At 46.6% G+C, this 25,443-nt stretch carries 18 protein-coding genes and 2 pseudogenes; 10 read left to right on the top strand and 10 right to left on the bottom strand.

The window, feature by feature from the left end:
• Nucleotides 1-967 precede the first annotated feature (967 nt).
• Nucleotides 968-1,189 (bottom strand): hypothetical protein, encoded by a 222-nt coding sequence (locus tag QUA80_RS18555; protein ID WP_172184928.1) that lies wholly within the window; start codon nt 1,187-1,189, stop codon nt 968-970.
• Complete coding sequence (locus QUA80_RS18550; RefSeq protein WP_333426583.1) at nt 1,186-2,955, bottom strand: S8 family peptidase; 1,770 nt, start codon at nt 2,953-2,955, stop codon at nt 1,186-1,188. Before QUA80_RS18550 ends, QUA80_RS18555 begins: the two co-directional genes overlap by 4 nt.
• A 255-nt stretch (nt 2,956-3,210) precedes the next feature.
• Between QUA80_RS18550 and QUA80_RS18545 the strand changes: the two genes are divergently transcribed.
• The 6 genes and pseudogenes from QUA80_RS18545 to QUA80_RS18520 all read left to right on the top strand — a co-directional run bounded on the left by QUA80_RS18545 (nt 3,211) and on the right by QUA80_RS18520 (nt 9,920).
• Nucleotides 3,211-3,627, top strand: a complete 417-nt coding sequence (locus QUA80_RS18545) for a hypothetical protein (protein ID WP_333426596.1) — start codon at nt 3,211-3,213, stop codon at nt 3,625-3,627.
• Nucleotides 3,628-3,811: 184 nt separating this feature from the next.
• A pseudogene (locus QUA80_RS18540) lies at nt 3,812-4,315 on the top strand (RNA-guided endonuclease TnpB family protein); the annotation flags it as partial.
• Between the two features lie 642 nt (nt 4,316-4,957).
• On the top strand, nt 4,958-6,778 hold the full coding sequence (gene ltrA / locus QUA80_RS18535) for a group II intron reverse transcriptase/maturase (protein WP_333426582.1): 1,821 nt from the start codon (nt 4,958-4,960) through the stop codon (nt 6,776-6,778).
• A 95-nt stretch (nt 6,779-6,873) separates the two neighbouring features.
• A pseudogene (locus tag QUA80_RS18530) lies at nt 6,874-7,572 on the top strand (RNA-guided endonuclease InsQ/TnpB family protein); the annotation flags it as partial.
• Between the two features lie 380 nt (nt 7,573-7,952).
• Nucleotides 7,953-9,653: a pentapeptide repeat-containing protein gene (locus QUA80_RS18525; protein WP_333426581.1), complete on the top strand. Its 1,701-nt coding sequence runs from the start codon at nt 7,953-7,955 to the stop codon at nt 9,651-9,653.
• Nucleotides 9,654-9,683: 30 nt separating this feature from the next.
• Entirely contained in the window at nt 9,684-9,920 is a 237-nt protein-coding gene (locus QUA80_RS18520) for a hypothetical protein (protein WP_333426580.1), read from the top strand.
• Between the two features lie 114 nt (nt 9,921-10,034).
• On the opposite strand, the gene QUA80_RS18515 is transcribed toward QUA80_RS18520, so the two are convergent.
• The gene (locus QUA80_RS18515; protein WP_333426579.1) at nt 10,035-10,229 is read right to left on the bottom strand and encodes a hypothetical protein; all 195 of its coding nucleotides are present in this window, start codon (nt 10,227-10,229) and stop codon (nt 10,035-10,037) included.
• Between the two features lie 126 nt (nt 10,230-10,355).
• Here QUA80_RS18515 and QUA80_RS18510 point away from each other — a divergent pair, with 126 nt between their 5' ends.
• Both QUA80_RS18510 and QUA80_RS18505 read left to right on the top strand, forming a co-directional pair.
• Nucleotides 10,356-12,731: a S8 family serine peptidase gene (locus tag QUA80_RS18510; protein ID WP_333426578.1), complete on the top strand. Its 2,376-nt coding sequence runs from the start codon at nt 10,356-10,358 to the stop codon at nt 12,729-12,731.
• Between the two features lie 203 nt (nt 12,732-12,934).
• The gene (locus QUA80_RS18505) at nt 12,935-13,099 is read left to right on the top strand and encodes a hypothetical protein (RefSeq protein WP_333426577.1); all 165 of its coding nucleotides are present in this window, start codon (nt 12,935-12,937) and stop codon (nt 13,097-13,099) included.
• A 61-nt stretch (nt 13,100-13,160) separates the two neighbouring features.
• On the opposite strand, the gene QUA80_RS18500 is transcribed toward QUA80_RS18505, so the two are convergent.
• The 6 genes from QUA80_RS18500 to QUA80_RS18475 form a co-directional block, all read right to left on the bottom strand.
• Nucleotides 13,161-14,231: a patatin-like phospholipase family protein gene (locus QUA80_RS18500; protein ID WP_333426576.1), complete on the bottom strand. Its 1,071-nt coding sequence runs from the start codon at nt 14,229-14,231 to the stop codon at nt 13,161-13,163.
• A 166-nt stretch (nt 14,232-14,397) separates the two neighbouring features.
• Entirely contained in the window at nt 14,398-16,491 is a 2,094-nt protein-coding gene (locus QUA80_RS18495; RefSeq protein ID WP_333426575.1) for a HEAT repeat domain-containing protein, read from the bottom strand.
• Nucleotides 16,492-16,703: 212 nt separating this feature from the next.
• The gene (gene nirD / locus QUA80_RS18490; protein ID WP_333426574.1) at nt 16,704-17,063 is read right to left on the bottom strand and encodes a nitrite reductase small subunit NirD; all 360 of its coding nucleotides are present in this window, start codon (nt 17,061-17,063) and stop codon (nt 16,704-16,706) included.
• 224 nt (nt 17,064-17,287) lie between these two features.
• The gene (gene nirB / locus QUA80_RS18485) at nt 17,288-19,852 is read right to left on the bottom strand and encodes a nitrite reductase large subunit NirB (RefSeq protein ID WP_333426573.1); all 2,565 of its coding nucleotides are present in this window, start codon (nt 19,850-19,852) and stop codon (nt 17,288-17,290) included.
• A 335-nt stretch (nt 19,853-20,187) separates the two neighbouring features.
• Nucleotides 20,188-20,976: an ABC-2 family transporter protein gene (locus QUA80_RS18480; protein WP_333426572.1), complete on the bottom strand. Its 789-nt coding sequence runs from the start codon at nt 20,974-20,976 to the stop codon at nt 20,188-20,190.
• Nucleotides 20,977-21,213: 237 nt separating this feature from the next.
• On the bottom strand, nt 21,214-22,194 hold the full coding sequence (locus QUA80_RS18475; RefSeq protein WP_333426571.1) for an ATP-binding cassette domain-containing protein: 981 nt from the start codon (nt 22,192-22,194) through the stop codon (nt 21,214-21,216).
• Between the two features lie 206 nt (nt 22,195-22,400).
• On the opposite strand from QUA80_RS18475, the gene QUA80_RS18470 reads away from it, so the two are divergent.
• Nucleotides 22,401-23,210 (top strand): calcium-binding protein, encoded by an 810-nt coding sequence (locus QUA80_RS18470; RefSeq protein WP_333426570.1) that lies wholly within the window; start codon nt 22,401-22,403, stop codon nt 23,208-23,210.
• Nucleotides 23,211-23,260: 50 nt separating this feature from the next.
• Here the strand turns inward: QUA80_RS18470 and QUA80_RS18465 are convergent, their stop codons facing one another.
• The gene (locus tag QUA80_RS18465; RefSeq protein WP_333426569.1) at nt 23,261-24,046 is read right to left on the bottom strand and encodes an SDR family oxidoreductase; all 786 of its coding nucleotides are present in this window, start codon (nt 24,044-24,046) and stop codon (nt 23,261-23,263) included.
• 446 nt (nt 24,047-24,492) lie between these two features.
• Here QUA80_RS18465 and QUA80_RS18460 point away from each other — a divergent pair, with 446 nt between their 5' ends.
• Nucleotides 24,493-25,419 (top strand): DMT family transporter, encoded by a 927-nt coding sequence (locus tag QUA80_RS18460; protein WP_333426568.1) that lies wholly within the window; start codon nt 24,493-24,495, stop codon nt 25,417-25,419.
• The last annotated feature ends 24 nt before the right edge of the window (nt 25,420-25,443 follow it).

Raw genomic sequence — 25,443 nt, 5'->3', positions numbered from 1 at the left:
GTGTCCTGAAAGAGGTGTTTTGAGGCGGGAGATTAAATTAGTAGATGCACCCTGATTAAATAACTCCCGACCAATTTAGGTCGGGTTTTTTTTGGCGATCGCCCGCCCTCGCCACAGATTCTCCAAAATTCTGTCAAAGTGTCCTGAAAGAGGTGTTTTGAGGCGGGAGATTAAATTAGTAGATGCACCCTGATTAAATAACTCCCGACCAATTTTGGCCGGGTTTTTTTTGGCGGTATCGACGGTGATGCTGAATAAAGTTTGAGGTTGTCCGGATGGAGATCGAATTCTCAGGAAGCTTAATTGGTAGATGCACCCTGATTAAATAACTCCCGACCAATTTTGGTTTGGGGTTTTTTTTTGCGGTATCGACGGTGATGCTGAATAAAGTTTGAGGTTGTCCGGATGGCGCTGGAATTCTCAGGAAGCTTAATTGGTAGATGCACCCTGATTAATTAACTCCCCGCCAATTTTGGTTTGGGGTTTTTTTTGGCGATCGCACCCCAAACCACGAATTTTCCCAAATTTTCCCAAACTTTCCGGAACAGGTACACCTCGAACCGGAGACTAAATTAGTAGATGCACCCTGATTAATTAACTCCCGACCAATTTTGGCCGGGTTTTTTTTTCGTATTGCAGCCAAAACCGCAAAATTTCCCAAATTTTCCCAAACTGTCCGGAACAGGTGCACCTCGAACCGGACATTAAATTAGTAGATGCACCCTGATTAAATAACTCCCGACCAATTTTGGCCGGGTTTTTTTTTCGTATTGCAGCCAAAACCGCAAAATTTCAATAAGTAAAGAATTATCCGCGTTAATCTGCGTGCATCTGCGGTCAAAAATCAATTTGTCCCGAAAAGCGTGCTAGCAACTGGAAAGTAAATAAAGATGCACCCTGATTAATAAACCCCAGCCAATTTTGGCCGAGGTTTTTTTTTGCTCAAAAGCTGCATTAACCAATTAGGCTAAATCGCCTCAAAAGATTGCACCTCAAGAACCGGGCCGATCATAGCAAAAGTCATCACATCCTTACGCACTTCACCTTTAACACTAACTTTCAACCCAGCTTTTTTCAACTCAGAAGGAGCATCCTTAAGTTCGTAAGTTTCCCCATCTTCGCCAACCAAAGCCCAAGTACCGGGCCCCAATCCTTTGCGTTCAATTACACCTTTGACAGTAATACTCATGCCGATCGCACCTCTGTTTTAATTGCTAAACGGGCCAGTCCAAAACACAGTAAAGCATTGACAATCAAGAATGTTTGTGATACCAAACCTGTGCCCAATCCCCAGACGGCGGGAGACACAAAAGCATTCACTGCTAAACTGCTGGCAAAGCCGATCGAAATTGCGATCGCGATCCACTTCCACTGTTGATGTCCCAACAGCAAAGCAATCAAAATCCCAGGAATCAAAACGCTAGCAAAAAAGGGATTCAGCATACTGCTGCCATTAATTGCGCCGCCGAGTTCGGGAATAGAACTGCCCATTACCCGCATCGGCCACTGCGGCAAGTCAAATACAAACAAGTTCCGCAGGAAAAAGAACCCAGAACTGCCAGCCATCAGACCGCCGGCAAAGCCCCAAGTCCACTGGAACGGAAAATAATTCCGCAAAAAGAAAGCCAGCAGGTAAGAACCGAGCACCATGGCAATTTTAGGCAACAGTGCGACTGCACCGCCGTCAATCCAAAAGCGGGGGTTGAGATAGCCGTTATCGCGCAGCCAGCGGAAGAAATCGCGGAAGTTAATTTGTCCGCGCTGGGCTAGCTGAACTGCTGCTGCTGCGTCGAGGTGTCCCGAACCAAAATGGTTTAACGGATCTTCAGCGACATTTCGCGAGGACTGCAAGAGTACGCTGCGAATTGCGTCTGGTTCTGTGATGCCGGAAGCCTTGACAAGGGCTGCAACGGCTGCAACGTGGGGAGAAGCCATGCTAGTGCCTTGGTAGCCTTCAAAGACTTCCGCGCCGGTTTCCGGGTCGATCGTACTTTGCAGGATCTTGCCGATTTCAGAACCGCCGGGGGCTGAAATGTCAACTCCCGCGCCGAAATTGGAGTAAGGGGCTTTTTCGTCGTCCGGGCCGAGGGCGGAAACGCCGATGACGTGGGGATAGCGGGCGGGATAAGAAGCAGAACTCTCGCCGGAGTTGCCTGCGGCTGCGATGATGACAACGCCTTTAGAGTGGGCGTAGTCTATCGCCTCTTCCATTAACTGACTTTCGCCACCGCCGCCGAGACTCATGTTGATGACATCTGCGCCGTTGTCAGCAGCAAATTTAATCGCTTCGGCAATGTCGGAAACTGTGCCGCCGCCGCTGCCGCTTAACACTTTTAGTGGCATTAAAGCTGCTTCGTAGGCGATCCCTGCGACGCCATAATTGTTGTTAGTTGATTGGGCGACTGTACCTGCGACGTGAGTACCGTGGCCGTTGTCATCGTAGGCTTCGGCGCGATCGTTTACAAAGTCATAGCCCGGTACAAATTTGGTTTCTTTTAAGTCAGCGACTGGAGTAATACCCGTGTCAATTATCGCTACTGTTGTGCCGCTGCCTTTGGTTTCGTTCCAGGCAGATTCTACATTGATGCTGCGGAGATTCCACTGCTTTGTATACATGGGGTCGTTGGGAATCTCTAAAGCGCTGTAGACGTAGTTCGGTTCAATGTATTCGGTATCTTTAGCCAAATTTGATTTTCTCAGGGCCTTTAGCAAAGTGCGATCGCCCTTAACAACATATACATTGTCGCCTGCTGAGAATTCGCTGTTGAGTTGCGGTGCGACTTGGTACTGTTGAGCGATCGCATTTACTTCTTTGGCAATCTCAGCAGCACCCAAATCTTCGCGGAAATCCAGCACAATCGAGTCGTAAGTGCCTTGAGTAGCAAGTCCTGGGAAATTAGAAATCGCCCAGCCGAACCCGATTAAAAATAAGCACAGAAGGAAAAACTTTTTCATGGCCGATCGTCCGTTTAGGGAAGGCTTGTTCCCCACAATAACCCAATTTTCACCGCCAGCGCCAGTTTTCCTTGCTGCGACTTGTGGGGATCTCGCACGCGGGGGGTTGGTAGTTTTCGGCGGTGGCTGTTGAGCGATCAAAAATTGCTCTAATTTCTAGTTTAAATTGCAGAGCAAGTTTTAGTAGTTCAATTAATTGTATCATTAGAGAAGATGAGAAACAGAACAAGCGAGTATTTTGAACAAGGGTATTGCATGGAAAGAGGTTTAATGTGGCTGCCGCTGCTGGCAATTTTTATTTCTCTAGCTTGGGCTGGATGGAACGAGTATCAAAAGCTGGAAGCGTATCGCGTCTGGGCCGAACAATTCGCTAAAGCCAAGTACGATATTTATGCTGTACTCGGTCAGCAAGAAGACAGTTTAACTTGGGGAAAACCTACTCGCAGCGGGCCTGTGAATTTGCAAACTTTTTCTTTAAAAGATGTGCAGTCGCTGCGGTTGTTAGTCAACTCTCAGGCAGTTGATTTAGAGTCGCCGCCGAGTTCTGGAAGTCCGATCGCCCTCGAATTTTTGTTGAAAGATGCTGCTGCGGTGCAGGTTCCTTTTACAGAAATTTCTCTAGCGACTAAATGGGGAAAACACTTGCAGCAAGAATTGCAGCGCTTTAGGTAAAAACACTCTCCGGCTGGGCAGCGTATCAGATATGAACTCGGCTACTTGAAGTTACAAAAGTCTGTAAAACTGGTAGTAAAAATAGAACTTACCGAAAAAATGGGTTTAAAGCCCCGTCGTTACAGGACGGCTTTAATTCCGTCAAAACTGTGCTATAGTTTTTATATCGATTCCATCGACGTAAATGTTAGTATGTGAAGCCAAGCTAGAAGGAAAGAGCGAGCAGTACGAACGGCTAGACGAAGCCATTCGTACTGCTCGCTTCATTCGTAATAGCTGCATCAGGTACTGGATGGACACAAAAGGTGTAGGTCGCTATGAGTTAAGCGCTTATTGTGCAATCTTAGCCAGGGAATTTCCGTTCGCTGCCAAGCTTAACTCAATGGCTAGGCAGGCTTCGGCCGAAAGAGCTTGGTCAGCGATTGCACGGTTTTTCTACAACTGCAAAAAAGCAAAACCCGGAAAGAAAGGTTTTCCCCGTTTCAAAAAGCATGAAACGCACGGTTCTGTTGAATACAAGAATTGCGGATGGAAGCTTTCTGACGACAGGCGAAATATAACTTTCAGTGATGGATTCAAAGCAGGAAGTTTTAAATTATGGGGAACTCGCGACCTTCACTTCTACCAGCTAAGTCAAGTCAAGCGGGTGCGCGTAGTTCGTCGAGCCGATGGATACTACGTGCAATTCTGGTGCGATTCGTTCTGGAGAAACCTAACTAAATTAGGGGGATTCCAGGCTCTAATAGGGTAATCCAATAAGGATAGAGTTCGCACTTTAATCCTCTGTTAGATGACAACTCAATAACCATGTGGGTGATAGTAAGTAACCTAGAAAACTAAAATCCCACCCCACAAGTGCAGTGGTGAAAGCACTTCCCCTACGGTAGCGACTAGCCATCAATCCGTAAAGCGGGGATGAAAGGCGGCAATGCTGGAAGCCTAATCTAGCATCCGTTGAGCAAGAACCTATGAATAGCGAGAGCAAAGATGTGTGTGAGCCTTCGTTAGAACGAACCAGCGAAATAAGGCTGATACGCTGGATGACCCAAAATGGGCAAGGATAGGGAGTTGGCAAGCCAGAAATTGACCGACAAGCACTTCCCTAAAACCCGGAGGAGAAGCATCATTCTAACGGTTCAATCAATGGTTATTGGGAACGAAGTAAACCGCTCGATAGCTCTCAGTTAGGTCGATAACTGAGCAGGTGCTAACCGTATGCTACGAACGGGAAAGATTGAGTCAAAAGCAAATGCCTTGTCTAACAGCAAGGATAGGCTAACAGACTCACGGTGACATGGATTGTAAAGCTACAAGTAGCAGTGTATAAGTCATGGACACGATAGAACAACCGATGTATGAATGGAACCAAATCCCTTGGCAAAAGCTAGAGAGGAGAATGTTCAAGCTGCAAAAGCGGATTTACAAAGCCTCTCAACGTGGAGATGTCAAGACACTTCGCAGGCTCCAAAAGTTGTTGATGAGTTCCTGGTCGGCAAAATGTATCGCGGTTCGTAGAGTCACCCAAGATAACCAAGGAAAAAAGACGGCTGGTGTAGATGGTGTCAAATCACTAACCCCAAAGCAACGTCAAAACCTAATAGGGGAAATTAAATTGGGTTCTAAGGTATGTCCAACCAGAAGAGTATGGATTCCAAAGCCTGGTAGGGAAGAGAAACGACCTTTAGGAATACCTACAATGAAAGACCGCGCACTGCAAGCGCTTGTCAAACAGGCTCTAGAGCCTGAATGGGAAGCGCGATTTGAACCTAACAGTTATGGGTTCAGACCCGGAAGGTCATGCCAAGATGCGGTTCAAGCTATATACGACGCAATTAGGTATAAAGCCAAATACGTGCTGGATGCGGATATTGCAAAATGTTTCGACTGCATCAACCATGAAGCACTGTTAAAAAAATTGAATACCAGCCCCAGAACTAGGCGACAAATTCGCTCGTGGTTAAGGGCTGGAGTTATGGATGGAAAACAGTTGTTTCCTACATTCGAGGGTACACCACAAGGGGGAGTAATTTCACCTCTATTAGCAAACATTGCCCTCCACGGGATGGAAGAACGGGTTAAAGCCCACGCCGAAACCCTAGAAATGAGATACCCAAATGGCAAGAAAATGCCCAAAAGGGATAAAAGAACCAGTCTTAATCTCATTCGGTACGCCGATGATTTCGTGATTCTCCACGAAAATATAACCGTCGTCCAAGAATGCAAAGAGTTAATCTCAGAATGGTTAAAAGGCATAGGTCTGGAATTAAAACCTAGCAAAACAAGAATAGCCCACACCCTAAAACAATTTGAAAGGGAAAACCCAGGGCTTGACTTTTTGGGGTTCAATATTAAGCAGGTAAAAGTAGGAAAATACCGAACAGACCTGAATACAAAAAAAGAGCCACTAGGTTTTATAACACTCATCACCCCAAGCAAAGAAAAAGTACAGGAACACTACAAAAACCTTGTAGAAGTAATCAATGCCCACAAAGCGGTACCGCAATCAGGGTTAATTAAAAATCTCAACCCAATAATCAGAGGATGGGCAAATTACTACTCAACACAAGTGAGTAAAAAGACATATTCTCACTTAGATTTTTTGGTGTACTGGAAACTACGTTATTGGGCAAAACGCCGCCATCCCCAAAAAACAGGCAAATGGATAACAAAAAAATACTGGCAATCCATAAACGGCGATAACTGGGTCTTCGCAACCAAGCTAGAAGGACAAAATCCTTTACGGTTACAAAAACATGACACAACACCTATAAAACGTCATGTAAAAGTTAAAGGCGAAGCGTCACCATACGACGGAAATCTGGTCTATTGGAGCATAAGAATGGGCGACCATCCAGAGATGCCTAAGCGAACAGCATCCCTGCTGAAAAAACAGAATGGTAAATGCGCTCACTGCGGAATGTACTTTAAAGATGAAGATGTCATAGAGCTAGACCACAAAATCCCCAAATCGAAAGGTGGCAAGGATTCATATGAAAATTGGCAACTTCTTCATCGACACTGCCACGACACAAAAACTGCCTTAGACGGTAGTTACGGCAAACAATCTGACTGCAATAGCGTCAAGCCTAAACCACCCCTCAACCAAAATTGGTATTGGAAAGAGGATATGTTGGTAATGAGGTGCGTGTGACAAACGCCAGATCACTGAGGAGCCGTGTAACGGGAAACTGTTACGCACGGTTTTGGAGAGGAGTGGCTCTCGCGAGAGAGTCACTGACTTTAATTATTGATGTCGAACGAAATGAAAAGCGGGAACCTACGGGACGAACCATTGGTTTAGACGTAGGGTTAACGCACTTCTATACAGACTCTGACGGAAACACCGTAGAGAATCCACGCCATCTGAGAAAGTCTGAGAGGTCGCTTAAAAAGCTTAATCGCAGGCTTTCTAGAACGCAGAAAGGCTCTAAAAATAGAGAAGCGGCTCGGAATCGTTTAAGCAGAAAACACCTCAAGGTAAGTAGGCGACGTAAAGACTTTGCCGTGAAATTAGCAAGGTGCGTAATCCAGTCCAACGACTTGGTAGCCTATGAGGACTTGTCGGTGCGTAACATGGTTAAAAATAAAAAGCTGTCCAAGTCTATATCAGATGCAGCCTGGACAGCTTTTAGGAATTGGGTTGAATATTTTGGCAAAGTATTTGGGGTGGCGACTGTTGCAGTGCCACCACACTATACAAGTCAAAATTGTTCTAATTGCGGGAAAGTCGCGAAGAAATCGTTAAGTCAAAGAACACATATTTGTCCGCATTGTGGATTTGTTTTAGACCGAGATTGGAATGCCGCTCGCAACATATTAGAACTAGGATTGCGTACCGTAGGGCATACGGGAACCTCAAACGCCTCTGGAGATATCGACCTCTGTTTGAATGAGGAGACTCTTTCAAATAAGTCGGGTCGCCGAAAGAGGAAGCCTAAACAGTGATGTTTAGAATCACCGTTGCTTTAGCGGGCGTGAGAATGTCAAGCAACAAATCCTTTGAGCTGCTATCTATAGGGGTAAAGTACGCACGGATCGCCCGGAGGACGTGAGTTCTGGCAGTAAGTAGTAGAGGTAGTGTCCCCGTGCCCAGCCCGGTAGTGTTCCGTGCGCACCTTAGAGTTAAAGTTATTGACAATCAAGCATCCAGGATACAAGCCCCCGGATTCATCCGTCCAGAAATAAAAAACCTGTATCCGATAAAGGAACCCCCGAATTTATCTTTGGGGTCAATGCTTCAAATCTAAAATCTCAAATCTAAAATCTAAAATCGATTGACCAGCGCGTCCTAAAACAGCTAAATTGCCAGCCCCCAAACCTGCGGAATGCAAACACAAGAATTTTTACAGCGCTATCAACAGGGAGAGCGCAACTTTGGTCACATAGACCTCAGCGGCGCTAGTTTGAGCGGTGTTAACCTGCGAGAAATAGACTTCACTGGTGCTAACTTGACCGGTGCTAATTTGAGCTGGTCTTTTTTGAGCAATGCCAAGTTGATAGGGGCTTGTTTGCGCCGCGCGGATCTCCGCAGTGTGGGGCTGGCTGGGGCGAATCTGAGCGGGGCAAATTTGAGCGGGGCAAATCTTGCTAAAGCGGATTTGCGCCTTGCTTGTTTGGAAGCGGCAGAGCTCAATTGGGCAGCGCTGCCTGAAGCGGATTTGGGCGGTGCTAATCTTCAAAGAGTTAAATCTGACCAAATTAATTTGGCCGGCGCTAAACTCGACGGCGCGAAGTTGATGGCGGCGGAATTGATGGAGGCGAATCTCAACCGCGCCAGTCTTGTGGGTGCTAATTTAACTGGTGCTAATTTGCGGGAAGCGCATTTGGTGGAAGCGAATTTGCGATCGGCAATTTTAATCGGTGTAAATTTGATTGAAGCTGACTTGAATGGCGCTCAAATGCGATCGGCAAATCTGACGGGCGCTGACTTGCACCGAGCTGTGCTGGCGGGGGCGGATTTGACTGAGGCGGTGCTGGATAACGCTGATTTGAGTCGAGCTAATCTGGCAGGTTCTTATTTATTGAAAGCGAGTTTTAAGAAGGCGCTTTTGCTGCGAGCTAACCTGAAAGGAGTGTATTTGCTGCGGGCGGATTTGAGCGAAGCTAATTTGCGCAATGCTGATTTGCAAAAAGCTGATTTGAGCGGCGCTTATTTGATGGATGCGATGTTAGGTGAGGTGGATTTAAGAGAAGCTTGTTTGATTGAGTGCCGTTTGATTCGGACGAATTTGGAGGGGGCGCAGCTTACGGGCTGCTGCATTCAAAATTGGCAAGTTCAAGATGTCGATCTGTCGAAGGTTGACTGTCGCTATGTTTTTACTCAGTTTGATTATACTGCGAAAGTTGCGGCAAATCGCTTGCCCGTCGATCGCGATTTTGAGTCTGGGGAATTGGGGCGGCAGCATCAAGAGGAAAGTTCGATTGTGGAAGTGAGTTTTGCTGAACCTCCTAATTGGGAAGCTTTGGTTTTTACGGTGCGTCGGGTAGAGTTGGAAAGCCGCGAACTCAAGTTGAACGTTCAATTTTTTGAGTCTGCTGGAGAACAACATTTACTGCGGCTGAGCGCGAACCGTTTGGTGAATGGCAAGATTTTGGGCGATCGCATATTGGCGCTTTATCCAGATATGCTGGAAAAGGTTTTAGCCAAGGGCGCTGAAATTTTGAGTTTGCTCGACTTGGCTATTCCTAGTAACAACCCGGAGCCGAGTCAGAAGGAGGCGTTGCTCAGAAGACAGGAAATCTACCAGCGAATGGTGCGCCAAATTTCGTTTATTTTGATGTCTCAGACGCCGGATAAATTCTCCGAAAGCGTGCAGCGGCTGTTGGATTATTTGAAGCAGCAAGGTATCCCGACAGAGCAGATTCAAAAGAAAGTCATCAGTCAGGCGATCGTGCAGCGGGCCAAGCAAGACCCGGTGTTTCGGGAACAGTTGCTCAGGTGGGAGAAAACGGCATCCGATCGCGTTCGCTGTTCGATGATGGGGGAAGCGGTGCGGTATGCAATTACCCTTTTAATCGATTATTAACAGTTAATTGTGAACACTTGAAGCCGGAGATTGGCTAATACCCGCACTTGCTCTTCTGCGTCGGAAATGGCAAGCATCGTGCATTACTGCCAAGCAAGACCCGCTGTTTCGGGAACAGTTGCTCGCGTGGGAGAAAACGGCGTCCGATCGCATTTGGGGTTCGATGATGGGGGAAGCGGTGCGGTATGCGATCGGCCTTTTATCGGAATAAATCGATATGTGCGATCGGTACTGGGGGATTTTCGCACTGTTTCTGGGAGTTGCTGATTTACGGTATGAAATGCTAAATATGCAACTAATGTAAACCATTACACACAAAGCTTCGGGATTTTTCACTGATTTTTTTCACACCTTGATTAAGCAATGCGTTTGTGTTATGTCCTATGCGTTCTGTTGCATTGACAGCATATTCCCTAGTCCCGAAATCACCAGGCTGGCGATCGCCAGCTCGATCGAGCCAGGAAGAGGAACATAATCTTCTTTGACTATTGCAGGACTGACGCGATTGTCATAATTAGCAAGGTGCCTCAGATATCTCAACCCTCTATAACCGTTCGAGTACTTTATCTGATGCACCCTAAAATTAAAATTTAGTGTGCCAGGTGCGTAAGCCCTGTATTGTTAAAAAACGTTGAAATTTCATGATTATTTTTTTTTAAATTCTTAAAATATATTTGTTAATCTGACCAGGAGCATCTTGTTGTGAATAGTTCCAGCAATGACGGTAACTTTTTCGATCTAACTCCCAATTCTGATTACTTCAGGCTAACCCCAGGACTTTTAAATCCCTTCACCAGAGGACTGCGGGCTTTAGAAGGTAATGATATTGTGATTGGTTCGGTCTCTCCAGAATCGATCGATGGCGGTGGCGGTGAGGATTTGCTGTTCGGGTATGTCGGTAACGATGCCCTCATCGGAGGTCAAGGAAATGACTTGTTGCGTGCAGGTCAAGGCAGCGACCTACTTAGAGGTGATGAGGGCGATGACATTTTGGCTGGCGACTTGGATGGAGATACGCTAGTTGGTGGTGGTGGCAACGATACGTTTGTACTCCGAACAGATCTACTAAATGCAGCAGTAGATTGGATCGCTGACTTCGACCCTAGATTTGACGGCATTGGATTAACTGACAACCTCAGCGAAGCTGACCTAAATCTAGAACCCTGGGCAGGGGGAACTTTAATTAAGATTAAAGCTAATAACAGGATATTGGGACAGGTAGCCAACGTTTCGCCCGCAGAACTCCGGGATCGTTTTGCCCCTGCCGATTTTGTCTTAGATGACAACCTTAACAGACCAATAAATCTCGATGTCCTGAAAAATCCAATTCAGTCGCTCAAGGACTTCGTAGGAGAAGACGACTTACGAGATATTTACACTTTTACTACTACTAACACACCGAGCAGTATTCAATTACAACTCAGCGGTTTGAATGGGGACGCTAATTTATTCTTGGTGAGGGATGCTAATCTCGACGGTCAACTGAGTCCAGACGAAATCGTCTCTGTCTCTGCCTCCCGCAATTCTGGAACTCAGTCAGAAGTCATTGAAAGTCGCTTTTTTGTACCCAGCAGATACTTTATCTTCGTTGAACAAGCTGTTCGGGGAGCTAACACCGGCTACAACCTCGATATCAATGTCCAGCCAATTCAGTTCGGGCTAAACCAAGCTATTCCTATTGGCACATTCAGCAGCAGAATCCAGGGTTCGTTGGACGACTTTGTTGAGGAAAAACAACCTGCGAAACTCTACAAATTTGATCTCCCACAGCCCAGCAACCTTCAAGTCAACTTGCGGGGAATATATCCAGGTACAGATGCAGATTTAGTGCTGTTTCAAGATGTTAATAAAAACAATAAGGTTGATTTTGGTGAAATTCTTGGCGTTCCTCAACAGCAAGGGAACAATCCAGAGGAAATTTTCTTTAGAGGTTTGCCAGCAGGTAGTTATTTCCTCGGAGTCAATTCTTTTGCAGGCAACACGCGCTATAACCTCAGCATCTTAGCTGCACCGACAACAGATAATTTCAACAATTTGTTCGGCTACGGGCTGGTGGATGCAGCAGCGGCCGTTGCGGCTGCCACTGATAAACAGCAGTTGGATGCTGCTGACCCGCTCACCACTGCAACTAAGTTTAATAATATAGCGGACTTAAACCTGCTAAACGTTGCCCCAGCCTGGAAAGCAGGATACACGGGTAAAGGTGTTGTGGTTGCGGTACTCGATAGTGGCGTTGACTTGAGTCATCCCGATTTAAAGAGCAATATCTGGCGGAATCCTAATGAAATTCCGGGGAATGGTATTGATGACGATCTCAATGGAGTTAGCGATGATGTAAATGGGTGGGATTTTGTGGATGGCGATGCAAATCCCTCCCCAGAGTTAAATGATCGGCGTGGGTTTCACGGAACTCATGTAGCAGGAATCATAGGGGCCCAAAGAAATGGAATTGACATCACTCCTCTCAATAATACGCTGGAAATGAATGGGGTGGCTTATGAGGCTCAGATTATGCCGATTAGGGTCGGAAATTTTGGAGATGTATCTGTTTCAAATCTCGTTGACGGCATCCGCTATGCGGTAAACAATGGTGCAGATGTGATTAACATGAGTTTGGGCGGGCTAGAGTTCCTTAATAACGAAGTACGGAAAGCCCTAGAAGATGCCAAGGGAGCTGGGGTTTTTGTGGTAATGGCAGCGGGAAATGATAGGGATAAACTCAACCCAAGCGAACCAAGTTTTCCAGCATTTTATGCTTTCGACAATTTGGGAGTAGCTGTCGGAGCAGTAACAACTCCAGGTAAACAGGTAACAATTTTTTCCAATCCTGCTGGTTCGATAACAACCAATTTTGTGGTTGCTCCGGGCTATGAAGTCTTATCTACAGTTCCGATTACGCCGAGAAACGTAGATGGTTATGGCATATTGAACGGAACTTCTATGGCTGCTCCCTATGTTGCAGGTGTAGTTGCTCTAATGCTTCAGGCTAATCCAAACTTAACTCCTGACCAAATTTTGGAATTTCTGACGGCAACAGCACAACCTGAAGGAATTACCTCGGAAGTTCGCGAGACATAATTAAGAACTGTTGGGAAATTTCTTGAACCCCGGTTTCTTGGACAATCCTGGACGCAACATCACCACAGACGGGGCAACCACGCGGAATTGCCGCTACATGTCACGGGCTTGTGCAGAGGCTTGGCGTCGAGGACTGTTGGAGAAACTGGGGTATTGTTTTTGTTTACCAATCTTGGCTGTGCAGCCTGCAGCCCGCTAAGGCATTGACTTGCTCGTCGGCGTCGGAAACTACAAGCGATCGCAACATTGGCACAACTCCCGAATTTTCGGGAACACTTGCTCAGGTGGGAGAAAACGGCTTCGGATCGCGATCGTTGTTCGATGATGGGGGAAGCGGTGCGGTTTGGGATGCCCTGTTGTGGGAATGAATACACACAAAGTCTTACCCCATTAAAAATCTTCCAACCGGAGCTCGATTTAACGGTGCGGTTAATTAGAATATAGTTCAGTTTCCTCCTTCAAAAGATTACACAACTCATTCAAATCTGTCTTACTGTGTTCGATCAGTTTTTCAGCTCGCTCCTCAAGGTGATCGATATTACTGGGACTTGCATTGTCCATTTGATCCTGACCATTCTCCCTACTCAATTGAAGTTGAAAACGATAGTAGTTTCGGTTATTGTCTTGGTCTCCTTTAGTCACCATTAGCTGATCTAGCTGAAACGCAACGGATTCGCTTTGACCATCGAAAACAACGTTAAGTAAGGGAAGTGCCCATTTGATTTGTCCCCAATTTTTGGCGTCTCTATACTTATATCTCCTAGTTACTGAGCCAGTACCCAGAGAAACAATAAGGATATCCTTACGGTATAGTTCTTCCTTAGTCTTTCTCTTGTAAGAAATCATCGCCTCCATCATTGCAAGTGAGGAAGGATTATTTGCAAAAACTCCACCGTCTATCAAAGCGTAATGTCCCTCATCGGTAGTATGTGCCGTTTCGAGTTCGTAGGGTGGAAAGAATGTCGGTGCAGCAGAAGTTGCCATTCCTGCCTCCCACATTTTGAATCCGCTACATAATTTGCGGCTATGAATACTTTCTGGTTCCTCTGCATCCCGGTTGCTTGTAAAAAAAATCGGTGCTCTGAGTTCGATATCATAGCTCGGGATGAAAATTTCTCGTAAGGCCTCTTCAACCTTAGCTTCACCTAGAAGAGCCTTTAAAACTTCTTCCCTACCTTTTGGGTTGTGCTTGGGTTGTAGCAAATCATCAAAATTTACTGGAACATACTCATTAAAAATCTTTTGTCCATATTTGCGATAGAAATTTACAAGTTCGGCAGCGGTATACTCGGGCTCATTATTGATGCTAGAGTCAGAGTTCTTTTTAGTTAAACCCAGTGCTAAAATGCCTCCGGTTGAAGTGCCTGCAATAAAATCAAACATTGTTGCTATGCGTTTTCCTGTGCGCTCTTCAATGTAGTTGAGAAGGATCGCAGGAATGATACCCCGAATACCACCACCATCAATTGAGAGAATTCTTCTCTTGAATTTAGTACCCATCACACGTACTCCTTTACGCGTTGCTTAAATAGTCAATAAATCTCACACTAAGAAGTGCTTGCTCCGGTGCAAAGTATCTTTTAGACCAAAGCAAATTCATCTACTATCAAAAGCGGCGATCGTCCGGATAACTGCAGCAGATATTAAAAAAAGCGATTGTTTCTGTTTACCAGTCTTGGCTGCGCAGGCGGCGACCCGCTAAGGCCCGCACTTGCTCGTCGGTGTCGGAAACTGCAAGCGATCGCAACAAGGGCACAACTCCCGGATTTTCGGGATAATGTTCGATAATCGCTTCGAGTGCTGTAAATCTGGGATTGTAAGGAAAAGAACCGTTTTGACTGTCAACATCGCTCAAAGCTCGATCGCGCAAAAACTCAAACATTCCCGGCTCGTCTTTCCATCCCCGCATTAACTCTACCAGGGCGATCGCCCGCACCTGCGAATCTTCATCCTTTTGAGCTCTACTTTTGAGCCACTCGAAAGTTTGAGACTGATTTGTCCGCGCCCGGGCTAACTTTTGCAAAGCCATTTGCCTGACAGCCGGACTCTCATCACCCTCTGCTTTAGCCTCCAGCAGCATCCAAGTTTCAGGGTTGTCCGGCCAGTTGTAAGCGAGTTCAAGCAGCGCCGCCGGGCGGACCAGCGCATCGCTAGAATCGAGCTGAATTTTCAGCCAAGGCAAGGTTTCCGGGTCGTCTGGCCACCCCCGCACGATCGCCCGCACCAGCACGCTCAGCAGGTGAGAATCTTGCTCCGACTCGACCAGGCTTTTGAGGAAAGGCAGCGTCTCGCCCCGGTGAGACCAGCGTTTTGCGATCTCTTCCACCGCAGTTTCTCGGACGTTCAGGTGTCTGTCTGACTCGGCGAGATTTTGCAACCAAGCAAAAACTTCAAGACTGGCTGACGGCATTGCGGCGACGGCTTCCACTACTACTTGCCGCACAGTCCAGTAATCCTCGGAATCAGCTATTTTTTGCAGCAGGGGCAGGGTTTCTGGGTGGTCGGGCCAACCTGCGGCTATCTGTTGTAGGGCTATTTCTCGCAGGTCGGCGTCGCGATCGCCCAATGCTATATTTTTCAAAAAAGTCAGAGTTTCGGGGTTCCCGGGCCAGCCAGAGGCAATTGCTTGCACTGCTGAGCGCCGGACGCTAGAACTCGCGTCGGACTCGGCTTTAGTTTTCAGCAGCGGGTAAATGTCTGGTTCGCCGGGCCAGTGCGAAGCCAATTCTTCTAAGGCTGCTGTCCGCACTTCTTTGCTGCTGTCGGATTCGGCTAGGGTTTTCAGCAGCAGGCAAACGTCGGCGGCGGCGGGCCAGCCCGCTGCCAACTCCCGCACCGCTACGGTTCGCAGGATAGAACTTCCTGTCTGGGCAAGGTTTTTGAGCAGGGAAAGCGTGCCTAAAAGGCTGTGCCAACCTCTGGCTATTTCTTGCCAGGCTGCGACTCGCACTCCCAAATTTTCGTCGGATTCGGCGGCGGTTCTCAGCAGCAGCAAGGTATCTGTGCGATCGGGCCAATTAGATGCCAACTGTTCGAGTGCTGCGGTGCGGACTGCGGGACTTTGATCGAACTGAGCCAAGGCAGTCAGCAGCGGCAAGGTATCGTTCGTGTCTGACCAACCACAAGCCATTTCTCGCACGCAGGTCGATCGCACTGCCCAGCTTCCATCGGATTTGGCGAGGTTTTTGAGCATCAGGTAAATTTCTGGCTGGTCTGGCCAACCGCGGGCGATTGCTCCGACTGCTGTGGCTCGGACTTCGCCGCAGTCACTGGAGTGAGCGAGTATTTTCAGCCAGGGCAGGGTTTGCGGGTCGTTTTTCCAAGTTTGGGCGATCGCGGCGATCGATCGATTGCGAATTTGATAAGTTTCCTGCAATTCTTGAGCGCTTTGATAAAGAATCAGGAAACCCGTGCCGTATTGCGATAACTTTTTTAAAGCGTTTAACAGTTTTTTTGCGGTTTTTTTATTAACATCATGTTTAACTTTTAACAAGCATTGCGCTGCTAAAAACAAATTAATAAATTTTTCTTGTTGACCGTTTTGAGCTGTGAGATATTCTATAATTTTGCTCGCTGTTTCTTTGTCGAGCTTAGCTGCAATTTCTGTGAGGACTTCGTGAAAAGATTCGTCCCGCCAGTGCTGGCCGAAAACTTGTGTGCTGAGTTCGCCCCAAGTCAGTTGACCGATTTTGAGTTGTGCGTCGATTAACTCTGCTACAGTCTGGGGATTATTTTCGGAAACAAGTTTTTTTAACAACATACCGATATCCTGCCCCTCGATTTTGTTTGCATTAAAAATCCGAAACCCGATCCAGTATTAGTTTAGAGTTTTTTGAGCCTTCCTGGAGTAGGTCGCCGATTAACTCCATTTTATACCACAACTACGGGGTCGCGTCTCAATGCAAAATCCGCCACCACCCATAGAAATGTTAGGTGGTGGCGGATGGCGATCGAACAATTAAGCTGCTGAATCTAGCTAACAGCTACTTGGACGCGATCGGCTGCAACCCGAACCGCAAAAGTAGGAATCTTTACCGTTTCATCGTCCAGACATTGCCCGGTAGTCAGACTAAAGTTTTGCTTGTAAATGGGAGAAGCAACTTTGAGAGTGCCGTTGCGATCCCCCACAATTCCCCGCGACAAAACAAAAGCTTTGCTAAACGGGTCGTAATTGCTAAGCGCATAAACTCGATCCCCGTTTCCCACTCGGAAAATCGCCACTTGTTCGCCTTTAACTAAAGCGCAAACTCCAGTATAAGGGGCGATCGCATCGAGAGAACACACATCTACCCAAGTTGTTACTGTATCGGAAAGTTGTAATGATTGAACCATCTTCTTTTCCTGTTAGTTTACTTCAATCTCGTTCCCAATCTCCGGCTGGGAACGTAGGTTTCGAGGCTATGCCTCGCCTCGCAGAAGGAGGCATAGCCTCCCGGAATTCATTCCCAGGCAGAGCCCGGGAACGAGATTCTTGCTCCCTCTCCTGATTCAAGGGGAGGGCTGGGGAGGGGTTATCTTGCTCCCTCCCCTGATTCAAGGGGAGGGCTGGGGAGGGGTTATTCCGAAACTCCAGCCAGAGCCTTTTCGTATTCGTAAGGAGGCCGCGTTTGTCCCCGTTCCTCGACGCGAACAATACTCGGATCGGGCAAATCAGAATTCACAAAATGCTTAAACCGCTGCACCTTTTGCGGGTCTTCAATCGTCGTTTTCCACTCGCATTGATAAGTATTTACCAAATGTTCCATCTGCGCTTCTAATTCTGCACAAATGCCGAGAGAATCTTCAACAATTACCTGCTTTAAGTATTCAATCCCGCCCTCAAGCTTGTTCAACCAAGTAGCAGTCCGTTCCAATCTGTCTGCCGTGCGGATGTAGAAAACCAAGAATCGATCGATATACTTAATCAGCGTTTCCTTATCGATATCAGTCGCCAGCAAAACCGCGTGCTGTGGCTTAATCCCGCCGTTGCCGCACACGTACAAATTCCAACCATTCTCAGTAGCAATTATCCCAAAATCCTTGCTTTGAGCTTCCGCGCATTCGCGAGTGCAACCAGAGACAGCAGATTTGAGCTTGTGGGGCGATCGCAAACCGCGATACCGCAATTCAACTTCGATCGCCAAACTCGTAGAATCCTGCACCCCAAAGCGACACCAAGTGCTACCAACACAAGATTTTACAGTACGCAGAGCCTTACCGTAAGCGTGTCCGGACTCAAATCCCGCATCAATCAACCGACGCCAAATATGGGGCAATTGATCCACCCTAGCCCCAAACAAATCAATCCGTTGTCCGCCAGTAATCTTAGTATAAAGTCCAAAATCCTTGGCAACTTCCCCCAAAACAATCAACTTATCCGGCGTGATTTCTCCCCCCGGTATTCGGGGCACTACCGAATAAGTACCGTCGCGCTGAATGTTTGCCAAAAAGTAATCGTTCGTATCTTGCAAACTGACGTGAGGCTTCTCTAAAATATGGTCATTCCAAGTAGAAGCCAGCATCGAACCAACAGCAGGCTTGCAAATTTCGCAACCCTTACCTTTGCCGTGTCTTTCAATCAATTCCTCAAAGGTTTTAATCTCTTGAGAGCGTAGTAAATGGTACAATTCTTGACGGGAATATTCAAAATGTTCGCAGAGATGATTTTTGACGGCGAACCCAGCTTTTTTCATCTCCGACTTGAAGATATCAGTCACCAAAGGCACGCACCCGCCGCAGCCCGTCCCAGCTTGAGTGCATTTCTTGACGCTGGCAACATCGGTTAAATTGCGATCGCGAATCGCTTCACAAATCTGCCCTTTACTGACATTATTGCAAGAACAAATTTGAGCAGAATCCGGCAAACTGTCCACACCCAAGCCAGTAGACGATCCGCCCGATCGCGGTGGCATTAACAAATCTTCAGGATGTGGCGGCAGAGCAATTTCATTTTGCATGAATTGCAGCAAAGTGCCGTAAGCTGAGGCATCTCCTACGAGAATTCCGCCTAAAATGCGGCTGCCGTCTTGATTTAAAACTAATTTTTTGTAAATGCCTTGGAAGGTGTCAGCAACAACAATTTCTTTAGCATCTGCGGACTTAGCAAAAGCATCTCCAAAACTAGCGACATCCACCCCCAATAATTTGAGTTTAGTGGACATATCCGCACCTGTAAAAGTGCTTGTGGGACGGGCATCTTGCCCGTCATCCGCTGCACGGCTCAAAATATCTGCCGCTACGCTTGCCATTTTATACCCAGGTGCAACTAAGCCGTAGATGCGATTTTGATAAAGGGCACATTCTCCGATCGCATAAATGTCAGGATCGGAAGTTTGGCAGCTATCATTAATCACAATGCCGCCGCGTTCTCCTACTTGTATACCGCAACTTCTCGCAATTTCATCGCGGGGGCGAATGCCAGCAGAAAAGACAATCATATTTGTTGCCAATTCCGAACCGTCAGCAAACAGCATTTTAGTAACTTTGCCATCTTCGCTAACAATTTCTATTGTAGATTTGCTGGTGTGAACCGAAACCCCCAACTCTTCTATTTTGCTGCGGAGAATCGCACCGCCAATCTCGTCAACTTGCACGGGCATCAGCCGCGATGCAAACTCAACAACGTGAGTTTTTAAGCCCATATTTTGGAGAGCGTTAGCACATTCTAGACCTAACAAACCGCCGCCAATTACTACACCTGTTTGGCAATTTTTAGCGTAATCTGACATCGCCTCCAGGTCGTCAATTGTCCGGTAAACAAAAGTTCCTGTAGCGTTTTTACCTTTAATTGGCGGTACAAATGGATAGGAACCAGTGGCCAGAACAATTTTGTCGTAGGGAACTTCTAAACCGTTGGCTGAAGAAACTATTTTTTGTTCGCGATTGATGGCTACTGCTTTGTCGCCGATGTGAATCTTTATGTCGTTTTCTTGATAAAATCCCGGTGCAACTAGAGATAAATCTCCCGCTGTTTTGCCAGAGAAAAATCCGCTGAGGTTTACGCGATCGTAAGCAACGCGCGGTTCTTCACAAAAAGTAATTAAATTCCAGTTTTTGGCAGCATCCGAGCTGACCATTAACTCTAGGAACTTGTGACCTACCATGCCATTGCCGATTACAATGAGGTTTTTTTTGGCTGTCATTAGAATCTCTTTTATCCCGTTTATCAGTCGTTGGGTTTATTAATATAAGACTTTATATTAAAATTTTGTACTTATAGATACAAAAAATGGATGTTTATGCAATTGTCGAATACTCTCGATTGCATTTTTGCATGATGTCTGCGATCGAGTTATAACATTTTAAATTTTAGATTTTAGATTTGGAATTACCGATCGCATAAGAGTTTGCAGCTTGCCTAAAGTTGCATTGTTTCTTTTAACTCATGTTAAGTAGGTGCGTCACCGAAGTCTTTTTGATAAAACGATTAACATCTTACTGTGACGCACCTTACAGTTTTCTAATTTTTAATTATTATTTAAGCTCCCATCCCCGAATACTGCTTCAAGCCCTGCCGCCAAAGCCAGCGATTCCACACAAAAAACACCGCACTCCAACCCAACATTACCAACAAACTGCGGCCTACATCTACGGGCAATCCGATCAAGATTGAAGCGGGAAAATGAATCAAGTAAGGAAACGGCGTCCACAAAACTACTTCGCGCACGGGTGCGGGCAACACTTCTAGCGGCGCTACAAGTCCCGATAAAAATAGGTAAATTAAAAACCAGAATTCTTCGATCGCACTTGCCCTTTCCAGCCAAAAAGCAAACAGTGCAAAAGTATACTGTATCAAGAACCGAAAGCAAAAAGCCAAGACGACAACCAACACAAATAACAAAAACCTGCCCAAACTCGGCAGCCAAAAAGACTGCGGGTAAAGTGCAAAAAATAGCAGCACTAATCCGAATACAAACGGCAGCCGCGCAAACCTTTCGGAAACGTGAGATACAAAGTGATGCCATACTGGATCGAGAGGCTGCAACAATCTATTAGATAGCCTGCCTTGCACTACTTCCTTTTCAAACTCCCAAATCACCCAAACTACATTTGTTTGCCTGACAATGAAAGCCGCTAAAAAATAACGGGCAAAGTCGAGCGAATTCAGCCCGAATTGACCAGTCTCGGCTGCTTGCATCCACACGCCCATCAAGATAAACGGCAAAGCTCCCGACAGCGCCCATAAAAACAATTCCGCCCGGTATTCGAGCATATAAGCGTAGTAGGCAACTAGCAAAGTTTTAGCAATTCTAACAATTCTGTTCATATCAATTTTAGAGTTAATTTTTTGGGGTTAGCAACGGGCTAGAAGCCCGTTCCACAAAACATTGAATCTCTCGTGTAACAGGCATCTTGTCTGTTCTACTTTATAACTCTAGTGGAACAGACAAGATGCCTGTTTTTTGGGGTTAGCAACGGGCTAGAAGCCCGTTCCACAAAAACATTGAAACTCTATTGGAACAGGTATCTTGCCTGTTATGGAGAATGAACCCAGCAAAAAACATTACACTTTTCCCGTGCGAAAAACTCTACCGATCACCTCTTCAATTGGCGGATCGGTAACAGTCAAATCTATCACTTCTAACTCCGCCAAAATCTTAGCCACGCTCACCGTCAGCTCTTCCCTTTTCACTAAAAAACGCACTGATTGTCCCTCAATAGATTCTACCTCCCCGTAAGCAAAAGCACTATCTTTTGCCAGCGGCTTAGCTAATTTTACCTGAACTTCCCGATAAGGTGCAAACCTGTCGAGCAATCCGTCCAAACTCCCATCATAAACTAATTGACCTTCATGGATTAACAAAACGCGCTTGCACAAAGCAGTAATATCAGCCATGTAGTGGCTCGTCAACAGCACCGTTGCTTGGTAGCGCTCGTTATATTCTCGCAGAAATTGCCTGACGCTAAACTGTGCGTTTATATCCAAACCTAAAGTCGGTTCATCTAAAAATAATACCTCCGGCTGGTGCATTAGTGCGGCCATCAATTCAGCTTTCATGCGTTCGCCCAAAGACAGCTTGCGCACCGCCTGATTTAACTTGCCTTCTAGCGACAGCATCTCTGTCAATTCTCCGACTCGCCGCCGATAATCTGTATCGGGAATGCCGTAGACAGCGGCATTGATTCGCAGAGAGTCAAGCACTGGTAAATCCCAAATTAACTGCTGTTTCTGTCCCATCACTAACGTGATTCTTTGCAGAAAATCTGCTTGGCGACGGAAAGGAGTACGATCGCACACTCTCACAGTACCAACAGACGGATAAATCAAACCAGTCAGCATTTTCAGCGTAGTAGTTTTGCCCGCACCGTTAGCACCTAGAAACCCCACCACTTCCCCAGGTTCAATACTGAAAGAAACGCCCTCAACTGCTTTGACATTGCGGTAAGTGCGCTTAAAAAAGTGCCGCACTGTTCCTTTAAGTCCCGGTTCTTTAACCGCTACCGGATAAACTTTGCTCAAGTCTTCAACTAAGATAATTGGCATCGGCTCAAATTTTAACTTTTATTGTAATCTAGGGTATTTCCATCAGGCTTGTGCCAAGATGAATCCATAGAGCTGTCTAGTAGGGTGCGCCAGCGATTGCTCGATCGCGAGTGATAAAGTAACTGTGTTCTGGCACACCGTACTAAACTGTAGAATATTGCAAAATATCCACGATCGTATTGCACAAACTTTACAAGTATACAACTATGGTACTCACCCCAGATAATTCAGACATCTCTCGTTTGGTAGGAGACAATTCTTCTGAAAATATTACACTTGCACCAGGACAACTTGCTAGTTTTCCTGGGGGAGTTTGGATGCTGGGCGGCAATGATACTGTCAGGGGATCGTCAGATGCAGAACGGATTTTCGGCAACGATGGTAAAGACAGCCTCTTAGGCGGTGTCGGCAGTGATTCTATTTACGGTGGCAAAGATGATGACGATGTGTTAGGAGAAACTGGCGAGGATTTGTTGACAGGAGATAGAAATAGCGATTTCCTTGATGGGGGTGCGGGAAATGATTTGCTGCGCGGTGGACAAGGTGTTGATTTGTTAGTTGGCGGTGAAGGCAACGATACTTTAATTGGCGACAGAGAGGTGGATATTTACAAAGGTGATGGGGGGAGCGATGTCTTTGTTTTGAGAGTCGATCAAGCGGGAAGCAGAGTAGCTGGAATAGAAGTTCCTGACGCGGTAATTGTGGATTTTGATAAGTCTAGCGATTCGATTGGAATTAGCGTGGCATTTACCAGCAGCAATATCTCCTTGGAAGAGGTAAGTTATAGCTTGAACGATCCGAGACTGCTGCTGATCGATCCTGGAACTATAGCGGGGGGAACGAGTTTGTTAGCCAAGGGGGGGATCTCGCGGCAAAGTCTCGATCCCGATGGCAACGGCCGCGTAGAAGCTACTAATATTAGATTCGGTTTTACTAATGCTTTGTTGGGTACTGTGTTGAACGTGACCCCAGCCGATTTAAACGGCCGTTTTATTACTGCTAGTTCTTTGCTTTGAAGCAGCTAATTGATTAATTATCTCTCAAGAACAGGCAAGATGCCTGTTCTTCAGTTGCCCTTTGCCATTGCCCACTGCATCAAACCGGGGAACAACCGATAAGCTTCCGACGCCAAAAAAGCAGGGCCGACGGTAACTTCTCCATGCTGATTTTTCACAGCATCCCAGATAGATCGAGCAATATCTTCAGGTTTAGTTGCCCACTCAGATTTCACCATTTTGGTCATTTGTTGGCGGCGCAATTCGACTGCGGGTTCGTCTCGATCGCGAAATTGAGCTCTTTCTAAAAAATCGCTGTTAATCAGGCCCGGATGCACGGCGCAAACGTGAATTCCGTGAGGCGCTAATTCCAATCGCAAAGTTTCTGTTAAACCCGTTACTGCATATTTGCTGGCGCAATAAGCAGTCATTTGAGGCAAAGGCATTTTGCCGCCAATGGAACCCACATTGACTATTGTCCCTGTTTTTCGTTCCAGAAAATGTGGCAAAATTTCTTGAATTGTGTTAACGCAGCCCCAAAAATTGGTATTCATTAATTTCTGCCAGTCTTCGGAGGTAGTGTGTTCGATCGCCCCCGCGAGACAAATGCCGGCATTGTTAACTAAAACATCGATGTTGCCGCAGGCATCTAGGGCTTTTTGGACGATCGCGCGCACTTGTTGAATGTCGCCAACATCCCCCGGAATAGCAACAGCAGAAGTGCCTTCTCGCTGCACTTGAGCCGCTGCTGCTGCCAATCTCTCTGGCTGGCGAGCTACCATAATTACATCGTAACCTTTACTGGCAAATAAAATTGCTGTTGCTTTGCCGCTTCCTTGAGAAGCGCCTGTAATCAAAACTGTAGGAGCCGTAGATAGTTATAAATTTTAAGTGGGTAATTTGTTTTTTGCGAGCTTGAAACTATAACAGAGGTCAATCGATTGCGCGATTTTAGATTTTAGATTTTAGATTAAAGAATTGAAGCATTGACCCTACGGATAAATTCGGGGGATACTTTATCGGATACAGGTTTTTTATTTCTGAGTCCTGAGTCTGCTTTCGGAATCAGGGGGCTTGTATCCTGGATGCTTTCGGTCAGGTAATTTTAGGGGCGATCTAGATTAATAATTATTGAGGATAGGAATTATTTGTGCTTCGGGAATGGGCTTTTTTTTTACGAACCGCGAAGGCGCGAAGAACACGAAGGAAGAGAGGAGAAGAGAAGAGAAAGAGTTCAGATTTGTGCAAAAATTGCTATTTATATCTTACTTTAGGCAGTTACCAATTACCAATTCTCCCCAAAATGAATCTTCCGAAACAAGCACCTAATTGGTCGATCGCCCTAGTGTTAATTATCGGCGTTTTAGCCGTCTCAACTTCCTCAATCTTAATTCGGCTGGCTAACTTTTCAGCAGGGGCGGGTGGCTTCGGTTTCAGTCTGGTACTCGCCGCTTCTCGCCTGACTTTATCTGCTTTAATTCTGCTTCCGGCTTGGCGGAAAATTCAGTGGAACACCTTGCAACCGGGATCTCGGCGCTATGCTGCTGCTGCGGGTTTGTGTCTCGCCCTGCACTTTGCCCTTTGGATTACCTCACTTTCTTATACTTCGATCGCCGCCTCAACTGCCCTCGTCACCACTAATCCTGTCTGGGTAGCGCTGTTGTCGCGCTTCTGGTTCGGCGAAAAACTCAGCAAAATGTCGATCGCTGGCATTACTATAGCCCTTGCTGGGGGAATGGCGATCGCCCTTGGAAGCGCGGGCGCAGCCAATGCCGGCAGCAACCAACTGCTGGGGGATTTCCTTGCCCTGGCTGGTTCCTGGGCTGTCAGCTTGTATTTGCTGCTGGGCAGGGAAGCTCAGCGGCGGGGACTGGGAATTGGTGGCTATGTCGCGATCGCCTATACTGTTGCTGCGATCGTCCTGCTGCCTCTCCCCTTCGCCTTCGGCACTACTTATACCAATTACCCCCACATTGTATATTTTTATATTTTGCTAACGGCCGCCTTGCCTCAGTTAGTCGGTCACACCATTTTGAACTGGGCTGTAGTGCAGATTTCCCCAACTCTGGTAACTCTTGCCATCTTGTTTGAACCGGTGGCGGCGAGTTGTTTGGGTTATTTGCTGTTTGGGGAAATGCCGGCCTCGGCGGTACTCGCAGGTGCTGCGGTGCTGCTGTTGGGGGTAGCAACCGCTACCGTAGGAGCCAAAAAAATCACACTCAACACTTAATATTTAACTTTTTTCAGCATTGCC

The sequence above is a fragment of the Microcoleus sp. F4-D5 genome, assembly GCF_036704885.1.
Lineage (GTDB): Bacteria > Cyanobacteriota > Cyanobacteriia > Cyanobacteriales > Microcoleaceae > Microcoleus.
The sequence above is the reverse complement of the archived record's forward strand: the minus strand, read 5'-3'. Positions and strand labels throughout refer to the sequence as shown.